The organism is Roseicyclus sp. (genome assembly GCF_052168335.1).
Taxonomy (GTDB): domain Bacteria; phylum Pseudomonadota; class Alphaproteobacteria; order Rhodobacterales; family Rhodobacteraceae; genus Roseibacterium.
Genome location: NZ_JBQLZP010000084.1, coordinates 1 through 10,153 on the forward strand (window position 1 = coordinate 1; position 10,153 = coordinate 10,153).

Annotated in this window: 10 protein-coding genes and 1 pseudogene; 8 read left to right on the top strand and 3 right to left on the bottom strand. The window is 71.7% G+C overall.

Annotated elements, in window-relative coordinates; translation table 11 throughout:
• The first annotated feature begins 98 nt into the window (after window positions 1-98).
• Genes phnK through phnN form a run of 3 tightly spaced genes read left to right on the top strand, consistent with a single transcriptional unit; the run spans window position 99 to window position 2,099 of the window.
• On the top strand, window positions 99-869 hold the full coding sequence (phnK, locus tag ACTS11_RS02740) for a phosphonate C-P lyase system protein PhnK (protein WP_442638815.1): 771 nt from the start codon (window positions 99-101) through the stop codon (window positions 867-869).
• Between the two features lie 4 nt (window positions 870-873).
• A complete protein-coding gene (gene phnL / locus ACTS11_RS02745) occupies window positions 874-1,557 on the top strand; it encodes a phosphonate C-P lyase system protein PhnL (RefSeq protein WP_442638816.1) in 684 nt (227 codons plus the stop codon).
• Window positions 1,554-2,099 (top strand): phosphonate metabolism protein/1,5-bisphosphokinase (PRPP-forming) PhnN, encoded by a 546-nt coding sequence (gene phnN / locus ACTS11_RS02750; protein ID WP_442638817.1) that lies wholly within the window; start codon window positions 1,554-1,556, stop codon window positions 2,097-2,099. The genes phnL and phnN overlap by 4 nt, the downstream gene beginning before the upstream one ends.
• On the opposite strand, the gene ACTS11_RS02755 is transcribed toward phnN, so the two are convergent.
• Window positions 2,081-2,776: a DUF1045 domain-containing protein gene (locus ACTS11_RS02755; RefSeq protein WP_442638818.1), complete on the bottom strand. Its 696-nt coding sequence runs from the start codon at window positions 2,774-2,776 to the stop codon at window positions 2,081-2,083. The genes phnN and ACTS11_RS02755 overlap by 19 nt on opposite strands.
• A gap of 31 nt (window positions 2,777-2,807) precedes the next feature.
• On the opposite strand from ACTS11_RS02755, the pseudogene ACTS11_RS02760 reads away from it, so the two are divergent.
• Window positions 2,808-3,953, top strand: a pseudogene (locus ACTS11_RS02760) (alpha-D-ribose 1-methylphosphonate 5-triphosphate diphosphatase).
• Window positions 3,954-4,006: 53 nt separating this feature from the next.
• On the opposite strand, the gene ACTS11_RS02765 reads toward ACTS11_RS02760, so the two are convergent.
• Together ACTS11_RS02765 and ACTS11_RS02770 are read right to left on the bottom strand one after the other, a co-directional pair.
• On the bottom strand, window positions 4,007-4,840 hold the full coding sequence (locus ACTS11_RS02765) for a sugar phosphate isomerase/epimerase family protein (RefSeq protein ID WP_442638819.1): 834 nt from the start codon (window positions 4,838-4,840) through the stop codon (window positions 4,007-4,009).
• Window positions 4,841-4,862: 22 nt separating this feature from the next.
• A complete protein-coding gene (locus ACTS11_RS02770; protein ID WP_442638820.1) occupies window positions 4,863-6,017 on the bottom strand; it encodes an alpha-D-ribose 1-methylphosphonate 5-triphosphate diphosphatase in 1,155 nt (384 codons plus the stop codon).
• Window positions 6,018-6,416: 399 nt separating this feature from the next.
• Here ACTS11_RS02770 and phnD (ACTS11_RS02775) point away from each other — a divergent pair, with 399 nt between their 5' ends.
• From phnD (ACTS11_RS02775) to ACTS11_RS02790, 4 genes are all read left to right on the top strand, one after another.
• The gene (gene phnD, locus ACTS11_RS02775) at window positions 6,417-7,337 is read left to right on the top strand and encodes a phosphonate ABC transporter substrate-binding protein (RefSeq protein ID WP_442638821.1); all 921 of its coding nucleotides are present in this window, start codon (window positions 6,417-6,419) and stop codon (window positions 7,335-7,337) included.
• Window positions 7,338-7,514: 177 nt separating this feature from the next.
• Window positions 7,515-8,432 carry a phosphonate ABC transporter substrate-binding protein gene (phnD, locus tag ACTS11_RS02780; RefSeq protein ID WP_442638822.1) on the top strand — a complete coding sequence of 306 codons (918 nt, stop codon included), beginning with the start codon at window positions 7,515-7,517 and terminating at the stop codon, window positions 8,430-8,432.
• 113 nt (window positions 8,433-8,545) lie between these two features.
• Window positions 8,546-9,358 (top strand): phosphonate ABC transporter ATP-binding protein, encoded by an 813-nt coding sequence (gene phnC, locus ACTS11_RS02785; protein ID WP_442638823.1) that lies wholly within the window; start codon window positions 8,546-8,548, stop codon window positions 9,356-9,358.
• A 12-nt stretch (window positions 9,359-9,370) separates the two neighbouring features.
• On the top strand, window positions 9,371-10,153 hold a 783-nt coding region (locus tag ACTS11_RS02790), incomplete at its 3' end, for a PhnE/PtxC family ABC transporter permease (protein ID WP_442638824.1).

Here is a 10,153-nt window from a genome sequence, read left to right on the forward strand (position 1 = left end):
GTTTTCGCCGGCGAAAACGGGGCGCTCCATGGGCGGGCGACGGGCCCGGCGGCGGAGGTCGCGGGGCGTATTTCGGGAAAGATGAAGGGGCAGGGCGCATGACACCGCTTCTCGAGGTGCGGGGGCTGACGAAGACCTATGGCGGGCGGACGGGCTGCGCCGACGTGTCCTTCACGCTGTTTCCCGGCGAGGTTCTCGGCATCGTGGGCGAGAGCGGGTCGGGGAAGTCCACGCTCCTGAACTGTCTCGCGGGGCACCTGCCGCCCGACGCGGGCGAGGTGGTCTTCGACACGCGGGGCGAGGGGCCGCGCGACGTGCTGGCGATGTCCGAGCCCGAGCGGCGGATGCTCGGGCGCACCGACTGGGCCTTCGTGCACCAGAACCCGCGCGACGGGCTGCGGATGCGGATCAGCGCGGGCGGCAACGTGGGCGAGCGGCTGATGGCGGTGGGCGCGCGGCATTACGGCGGGATCCGGGGGCAGGCGCTCGACTGGCTCGGGCGGGTGGAGATCGACGGCGCGCGGATCGACGACCAGCCGGCCGCCTTCTCGGGGGGGATGCAGCAGCGGCTCCAGATCGCGCGGAACCTCGTGACGGGGCCGCGGCTCGTGTTCATGGACGAACCCACGGGCGGGCTCGACGTGAGCGTGCAGGCGCGGCTTCTCGATCTCATCCGGGGGCTGGTGCGGCGGATGGGGCTGTCCGCGATCGTGGTGACGCACGACCTCGCCGTGGTGCGGCTCCTCGCGGACCGGCTCATGGTGATGAAGGACGGCCGCGTGATCGAGACGGGTCTGACCGACCAGGTCCTCGACGATCCGCAGGCGCCCTATACCCAGCTTCTCGTCAGTTCCGTCCTGCAGGTGTGAGCCCATGATCGATGTCCGCAATCTCGGCAAGTCCTTCACGCTGCACAACCAGGGCGGCGTGACCATTCCCGTCATCGCGGGGGCGGGCTTCTCCGTCGCGCCCGGCGAATGCGTCGCGCTGACCGGCGAGAGCGGGGCGGGCAAGTCGACCGTCATGCGCATCCTCTACGGCAACTACCTGGCGCAGGCGGGCGAGGTCCGGATCGGCGGGCTCGACATAACCCGCGCCGCGCCGCGCGAGATCCTGGCGCTGCGCCGCGAGACGCTGGGCTATGTCTCGCAGTTCCTGCGGGTCGTGCCGCGGGTGCCGACGCTCGACGTTGTGGCCGAGCCGCTCTTCGCGCTGGGCGTCGCGGAGGATGCGGCGCGGGACCGGGCGCGGGCGCTGCTCGAGCGGCTGCGCATCCCGCAGGCGCTCTGGTCGCTGTCGCCCACGACCTTCTCGGGGGGCGAGCAGCAGCGGGTGAACATCGCGCGGGGCTTCGTGCATCCGTATCCGGCCCTGTTGCTCGACGAGCCGACGGCGAGCCTCGACCGCGAGAACCGGGAGACGGTGCTGTCCCTCATCGAGGAGGCGCGGGCGCGCGGCGCGGCCATCATCGGCATCTTCCACGATCTCGAGGCGCGGGCGCGCGTCGCCACCCGCGAGATCGACGTGACGGGCTTCTCGCCGCGGCGGGCGGCATGACCGCGGGGCGCCTCATCGCCGTCGTCGGGCCCTCGGGCGTGGGCAAGGACAGCCTGATGGAGGCGCTCTGCGCGCGGCGGCCGGACCTCGCCCGGGTGCGCGGGGTGATCACGCGGGCGCCCGAGGCGGGGGGCGAGGATCACGAGGCGGTCGGCCCCGCGCTCTTCGCGGCGCGGGCGGCGGGGGGCGACTTCGCGCTGCACTGGCAGGCGCACGGGTTGTCCTACGGGGTGCCGGCCTCGGTCGATGCCGTGCTGGGGGCAGGGCGGGACGCGCTGGTGAACCTGTCGCGGGGGGTATTGGGCAAGGCGGCAAGGCGGTTCGACACGCTGCATGTGCTGCACGTCACCGCGCGGCCCGAGGTGCTGGCCGAACGGCTCTCGGGACGCGGACGGGAGAGCGCGGGCGAGATCGCGCGGCGCCTCTCGCGGCCGGCGCCGCCCCTGCCCGAGGGGCTGCGCGTGACCGAGATCGACAATTCCGGCCGCCTCGAGGCGGCGGTGGAGGCCGCGCTCGCGGCGCTCTACCCGGCGAGGGTGTAGCGGTGGACGAGGTGGAACAGTCCCTCCGCGTCCTCGCCCACGAGGCAGAGGCTGGCGATGCGGAAGGGCGCGGGCAGGAGCGGCGCGAAGTGGCGGGCGAGTGCGGCGCGCGCGGTCTCGGCGTCGTCGAGGGGCAGCTTGCCGGTCAGCGTGAGGTGGAAACGGAACTCCTCCATCACGTAGGGATAGCCCCAGTCGCGCAGCAGCCTGTCCTGCCGGTCGGTCAGGCCGGACTTGCGGCGGCGTGCGAGCTCGGCCCCGGAGGGCGGGGCGCGGAAGGCGTCGAGTGCGGCGACCGTGGCCCCGGCGAGACCGGAGAGCGCGGGCGACGGCTCCGCCGGGACGATGGCGACGAAACCGCCGAGGCGGCGGACCTCGAGCGCGGGGATCTCCACCGGAGGGCGGTCGTCGCAGAAGGCGCGGGCGGCGGCGTCGAGCGCCTCGGCGTCGGTGCCCTCGGCGAGGCGGAAGGGCGGCTTGATCGTGCCGTGGAAGCCGTATTTGCGCGGCGTCGCGGTCAGATCGGCCGGATCGCCCGGAAGGCCCTCGACCTCGGGATGCGGGAGGGTTACGCCGGCGGCGGTGTCCCAGCCGAGCCAGGCCGAGGCCGCCTCGTAGAATTCGCCCTCGGGCACCACGTAGATCCCGTAGCGCCGGAACGCGCCGCCCTCAGCCATTGAGACCTCCATGCCGAACGACCTTTCCGTGATGCAGGGAACGCTGACCCTCGCCAATGCCCGCCTCGTCCTTCCGGGCGGAGAGGTGCGGGGGCGCATCACCTTCCGGGGCGCCGAGATCGTCGAGATCGCCCAGGGCGACGCAGTGCCGCGGGGCGCGGTCGATTGCGAGGGCGACATCGTGGCGGCGGGGCTGGTGGAACTGCACACCGACAACCTCGAGCGGCACATGCGGCCGCGCCCCTCCGCCGACTGGCCGCATGCCGCGGCCATCGTCGCCCATGACGCGGAGCTCGCCGCCTGCGGGATCACCACGGTCTACGACGCGATCCGCGTGGGCTCGATCGAGGGCAAGGGCGGCACCGGCTGGACGCGCTATGCGCGGCAGGTGGCGGACGAGCTGCTCGCGCTGCGCGCGGCGGGGGCGCTGAAGATCGGGCACCACCTGCATCTCAGGGCCGAGATCTGCTCGGAAACGCTGGTCGAGGAACTGGCGGAGTTCGGCCCCGAGGACCGGATCGGCATCGTGAGTCTGATGGACCACACGCCGGGGCAGCGCCAGTTCGCCGATATCGGCCAGTACCGGACCTACATGATGGGCAAGCACGGCATGACGGAGGCGAAGTTCGCCGAGCATGTCGAGACGCGGCAGGCGCTGGGCGGGCGGGTGTGCGACGCCCACGAGCGGGCGGCGGTGGAGGCCGCGCAGCGCTAGGGCGCGGTCCTGGCGAGCCATGACGACACCACGGCCGCGCATGTCGTGCGCTCGGCCGCGCACGGGGTAGGTCTCGCCGAGTTCCCGACCACGGAGGAGGCCGCGCGCGCCTGCCGGAGCCACGGGATCGCGGTGATGATGGGGGCGCCGAACCTGATCCGGGGCGGCTCGCATTCCGGCAACGTCTCGGCGGCGCGGCTGGCGGAGGCGGGCCTCCTCGACGTGGTGTCCTCGGACTACGTGCCTTCCGCGCTCCTCCATTCGGCGGTGATGCTGGCCGAGCTCTGGCGCGACCTGCCGCGGGCCATGGCGACGGTCGCCGCGGCGCCCGCCCGGGCCGCGGGCCTCCTCGACCGGGGCGTGCTGGCCGAGGGGATGCGCGCGGACGCGGTGCGCTTCCGCACGGTCTCGGGCGTGCCGGTCCTCGCCGGCGTCTGGTCGGCGGGCCGGCGCGTCGCCTGAGAGGCCGGCTCCGAAGGGCGTATTTGAGGAAAGATGAAGCACGGGGGCGCCTCTCAGCAGGCGAGGCCTTCGCGCTCGAGATAGGCCATGGCGGCGGGGATCTCGTCGCTGTCGCGGAGCTCGAGGACGAGGTGGGGGTCGGCGGGGGAGGCGGCGAGGGCCGAGAAGACGCTCGCCCAGGGGATCGTGCCGCGCCCGGGTGCCCAGTGGCGGTCGGCGTAGCCGTCGGTGTCCTGGAGGTGGACATGGGCGAGCCACTCGCCCGCGGCCACCACGTAGTAGTCCACCGGCACCGAGCCCTGCATGACGTGGGAATTGTGCGCGTGGCCGGTGTCGATCGAGACCTTCACCGCGGCGCTGTCGAAGCTGCGGGCGAGGTCGAGCCGGTCGAGCGGCGAGATGTCGTCGCAGTTCTCGATGACGAGGGTGACGCCGTGATCCTCGGCCCGGCGCACCACGTCGCGCATCACCTCGTGGCAGGCGGCGATGATGCTGTCCTTGTGCGAGGGCTCGTTGCCGCGTGCGGGGCGGTCGCCGTAGTTGTGGTAGTCCCAGATGGTGAAGGGCGAATGCACGACCATCTGCGTCGCGCCGAGCGCGATGGCGGCGTCGAGGCCGGTGAGGAAGCGCCTGGTCACCAGCGGGCGCAGTTCGGGGTCGCCGCAGTTCATCGGCACGTCGAAGAAGGGTCCGTGGATGCCGAGGCGCCCCGCGAAGCCGTCGAGCGCGGCCTTCGCGGCCTCGACGACGGCGCGCCAGTCGCCGAGCAGCACGTCGGTGCGGAAGAAGTCCTGGATCTCGAGGTCGCGGTCGCCCGCGACGAGCCAGTCGCGGTGCCTGGGCAGGCTCGCGACCTTCAGCGCGGCGCCGATGCGGATCGGTGTCATGTCGGGTGTCTCCCTCGGGGTTTCAGTGGACCTGCCGCCCCTCGCGCCAGACGGCGGTGACGACGGGCTGGCCATCGACGAGGCGCACGGCGGCGAGGTCGGCCCGAAGCCCCTCGGCGATGCGGCCGCGGTCGGTCAGCCCGACGATGCGCGCCGGCGCCTCGGCGGCGAGGGCGACGGCGGCGGGCAGGTCGTGGGGCAGGGCCGGGTCGGCGGCGAGGCGGAAGGCCGCGTCGAGGAGCGAGCGCGGCACGTAGTCGGAGGCGAGCGCGTCCACCAGGCCCTCGGCCAGGAGGTCGGCGACCGCGACGTTGCCCGACTGCGAGCCGCCGCGCACGTAATTGGGCGCGCCCGCGACGATGGCGAGGCCCGCCGCGCGCGCGCGGCGCGCGGCCTCGAGGGTCGTCGGGAACTCGCTGACGCGGATGCCCAGCGCGCGGGCCTCGTCCACCTGGGCGGGCGTCCGGTCGTCGTGGCTCATCGCGGGCACGCCCGCGGCGGCGGCGGCGGCGAGCACGCGGCCGCGCACCTCGGCGCCGCGGGTGCGCGAGCGCTCGAAGAGGTCGTCCATCATCGCCCGGCCCGTCGCCTCGTCCACCTCCATCTCGTGGATCATGTGGGCGAACCAGCGCGCCACGTCCGGGCTCTGCCGGTCGCCGGGGGTGTGGTCCATGATCGAGACGAGCCGCGTGAGCGGGTGGCCCATCGTGGCGTCGGCCAGCGCCATGGTCGCGGGGTCGGAGATCTCGCAGCGCAGGTGCAGGAGGTGGTCGGCGCGGAAGGCGCCCGCGCGGCATCCCGCGTCGAGCGCGGCGACCAGCGGCTCGAGGATCTCGCGCCGCTCGGGCCGCTTCATCGAGGCGCCGACCGAGAGGCTGTCGAGAACCGTCGTCGTGCCGCCCGAGATGACCACGGCATCATGCGCCAGCAGCGCGGGCAGGAGCGGCCAGAGCACGTTCGCGCGCGGATGGACGTGCCGCTCGGCGTGGTCGGTGTGCAGGTCGACGAAGCCGGGGATGAGGAAGGCGCCGCCGAGATCCAGGCCATCGGCCGCATGCGTCGTCCCGGCGATCCGGCCGGCCTCGATGCGGAGGCCTCCGTCGACGATGCCCGAGGGCGTCACGACGCGGGCGTGCGAGAGGGTCAGGCTGGGGGCGGGGCGATCGTCGAACATCATGCGTCCTTCGGGGTTCCGATGACCTTCCATGCGGGGCGCGGCGTAACGGGCGCGTGTCGGCCGCATGACGCTTGCGTGACAGATCCCGCCGGTCGGCGGCGCGGTGCCGGGGCGCTGCGGGCGATTCTCCGGGCGCCGCGAGGGAACCGGGCCGGGGACGCTCGCTCGGAGGGAGAATATCTCGACAAATGAGCCTCTTGTCGCCGTCCGGCAGGGGCGGGGTTTCCGGGGCGCAGCACCATGTGTCGACGGGAATCGGCGCAGTTTCAAGGCCGTGGCCCGCTGTCATGCAGGTTTCACCGATCCGTCGCGGAACCATCACGGAACCTGCCTAGGCGTCGTGGTGTCGGGGCACCGCAAGCGGCCCCCGCGCAGTGAACAACTCACAGGGATCCGACGATGTTCAGGACCACCTTCGCCGCGCTCGCCATGGGCGCCACCGCACTTTCCTCGACCGCCGCGCTCGCCCAGGACTGGCGCGCGGAGCTTCCCGTGCTCCGCGTGGGCCTTCTCGGCGGCGAGAACGACGCCGACCGGCTGCGCGACAACGCCTGCCTCGAGGAGGACCTCGAGGAACTGCTGGGCATTCCGGTCGAGCTCTTCCCGGCGCCCGACTACGCGGGCGTGATGCAGGGTCTGCTGGCCGACCAGCTCGACTACGCGCAGCTCGGCGCCTCCGCCTACGCGGGCATCTACCTCCAGGATCCCGACGCGGTCGAGCCGCTTTTCGTTTCGGCCGAAAGCGACGGCTCCACCGGCTATTTCTCGGTCATGTACACGCGCGCCGACAGCGGGATCACCTCGCTCGAGGACATGCAGGGCCGCTCGCTGGCCTTCGCCGACCCGAACTCGACCTCGGGCTACCTGGTGCCCCGCGCCGAGCTGACGCGCCAGGGCATCGACCTCGAGACCTACTTCTCCCAGACCGGCTTCGGCGGCGGGCACGAGCAGGCGGTGGTCGCCGTCCTGCAGGGCCAGTACGACGCGGGCGTCACCTGGGTTTCCGGCGTCGGCGAGCCCTCCGAGGGCTATACCCGCGGCAATCTCCGCTCGATGATCGACAACGGCCTCCTGAACATGGACGACCTGCGGATCATCTGGCAGTCGAGCCAGATCCCGAACGGCCCGATCGTCGTCCGTCAGGGCATCCCGGAAGAAGCCCGCACGATCATCATCGACTACCTCGACACGCTGCTTCAGGACGACCCGGCCTGCTACTACTCGACCACGGCGGGCGAGGGGCAGGGCTTCGTGGCCGTCGACCACGAGTTCTTCGTGCCGGTCGTCGAGATGCGGCGCATGGAAACCGGCAGCCGCTGAGCGGACGCCGCCCGGCGCGGGGGGATGCCTCCCGCGCCGTCGCAAAGGTTTTTCGGAGGCTTTGCGAGACGGCCGCGCACGGGTGCAGCCCGGCGGCCCGTGGCGGGGAGAGGCGCGCCGATCCCCGGCCGTTCGACAGACATCGACCTGAGAACCCCACACGGAAAGGCTAAGCCCATGAAACTCGGTATCGCGGCGCTCCTGGCGGGCGCGACGGCACTCTCCTCCACGGCGGCACTCGCGCAGGACTGGCGCGAACAGGTGCCCGTCTTCCGCATCGGACTGCTCGGCGGCGAGAACGAAGCCGACCGGCTGCGGGAGCATGCCTGCCAGCAGGCCTATCTCGAAGAGCGTCTGGGCGTGCCGGTCGAGCTCTACCCGGCCTCCGACTATGCGGGCGTGATGCAGGGCCTTCTCGCTGGTCAGCTCGAGTTCGCGGGCCTCGGTTCCGCGGGTTACGCGGGCATCTACCTGCAGGATCCCGATGCGGTCGTGCCGCTCTACACCACGATGCAGATCGACGGATCCCTCGGCTACTACTCGGTCATGTACGTCCGCGCCGACAGCGACATCATGAGCCTCGAGGACATGGAGGGCCGCTCGCTCGCCTTCGCCGATCCGAACTCGACTTCGGGCTACCTGGTGCCGCTGGCCGAACTGACCGAGATGGGCATCGACCCCGAGGCCTACTTCTCCGAGACCGGCTTCGGCGGCGGGCATGAGCAGGCCGTGGTGGCCGTGCTCCAGGGCCAGTACGACGCGGGCGTGACCTGGACCTCGGGCGTCGGCAACATCGAGGAGGGCTACAGCCGCGGCAACCTGCGCTCGATGGTGGACAAGGACATGCTCGACATGTCGGAAATCCGGATCATCTGGCAGTCGAACCTCATCACCAACGGTCCCCGCGTGATCCGTTCGGACCTGCCGCAGGAACTGCGGGACCAGGTCATGGGCGCGATGATGCAGCTCCAGGTCGTCGATCCCGAGTGCTTCAACGCCATCAACGACGGCGAGGCCATGGGCTACTGGCCGATCAGCCAGGAATTCTACGAGCCGATCATCAACATGCGCCGGCAGGCCGCCGGGACGCGCTGAACCAGCAATCCACGACCGGGGCCGATGCGCGACATCGGCCCCGCGACCGTTTCCGGGACGACCGCAAGGGGAGGCGCGCGTCCTTCGTCCGTGACACCTGACAGGGGGCACCCATGCTGAAACTCGACAAGCTGACGCGCCGCTTCGGCGACAACGTGGCGGTCCACGCCGCGACCCTCGACATTCCCGACGGGCAGATGGTGGGGATCATCGGACGCTCGGGCGCGGGCAAGTCCACGCTGCTGCGCCTCCTCAACCGGCTGATCGACCCCTCCGAGGGGCAGATCCTCTATGCGGGCACCGACATCGCCCGGCTCAAGGGCCGCGAACTGCGCGCCTGGCGGTCGGACTGCGCGATGATCTTCCAGCAGTTCAACCTCGTCGGCCGCCTCGACGTGGTGACGAACGTGCTGACCGGCCGCCTCTACGACCTTCCCGCGTGGCGCTCGCTGACGCAGACCTTCACGCCGCGCGAGCGCGCCTTCGCGATCCAGGCGCTCGACCGCCTCGGCATGGCGCATACGGCGCTCCAGCGGGCCGAGACGCTCTCGGGCGGGCAGCAGCAGCGCGTGGCGATCGCGCGCGCGCTGGCGCAGGAGCCGAAGATCCTGCTCGCCGACGAGCCCATCGCCTCGCTCGACCCGATGAACGCCAAGATCGTGATGGACGCGCTGCGCGACATCAACCGGCAGGACGGGATCACCGTGATCTGCAACCTGCACACGCTCGACACCGCGCGGAGCTATTGCGACCGGATCATCGGGATGCAGGCCGGGCGCGTCGTCTTCGACGGGACGCCGGACCTCCTGACCACCGCCATGGCGCGCGAGATCTACGGGGCCGAGGCGGACGAGGCCTTCAACGAGGCCGCGACCTCCACCGCGATCCCCACGGGCGAACCCGCGCGCGCGCGCGTCCCCGCCTGACCGGAGAGAGCCATGACCGACACCTCGATCCCCGGGCCCCTCGCGGGCGGCTCGGCGGGCGCCTCGGGCGGCGCGCCGCGTGATGCCGTCGCGCTCTTCGAGCAGCACCGGCTGGAACTGAAAGCCGCCAGGCGCGTCTGGAACTACATCGCGCTCGGCGCCTTCACCGTCGCGCTGATCCTGTCCGTCTGGGTCAGCAACTTCTATCCCGACCGGCTCGCCGCCGGCATCCCGCGCATCTTCGAGTATTTCGGCACCATCGTCCCCGATCTCCAGTGGGACGTGCTCTTCGAGGGGCGGGGCGAGGACGGGCGCGCGGTGCCGGGCTCGCTGACCTTCTGGTACACCGATTTCTGGGTCTACGTGACGCTCATCTGGGAGACGATCCTGATGGCGATCACCGCGACGCTGATCGGGACGGCGGTGGCCTTCGCCCTCAGCTTCCCGGCGGCGGCGAACCTCGCGCCGAACTCGTGGATCTACTGGCTCTCGCGCCGCTTCCTCGAGTTCTGCCGCGGCGTGCCGGAGATCATGCTGGCGCTCCTCTTCGTGTTCATGATCGGCATCGGGCCGCTCGCGGGCGTGCTGGCCGTGGCGATCCATACGGCGGGCGCGCTCGGCAAGCTCTTCGCCGAGGTGAACGAGAACGCCTCGGACCGGCCGGTCGAGGGAATCGCGGCGGTCGGCGGCACCTGGTTCGAGAAGATGGCCTACGGGGTCACGCCGCAGGTTCTGCCGAACTTCTTCAGCTACGCGATCCTGCGCTTCGAGATCAACGTGCGCGCCTCCTCGATC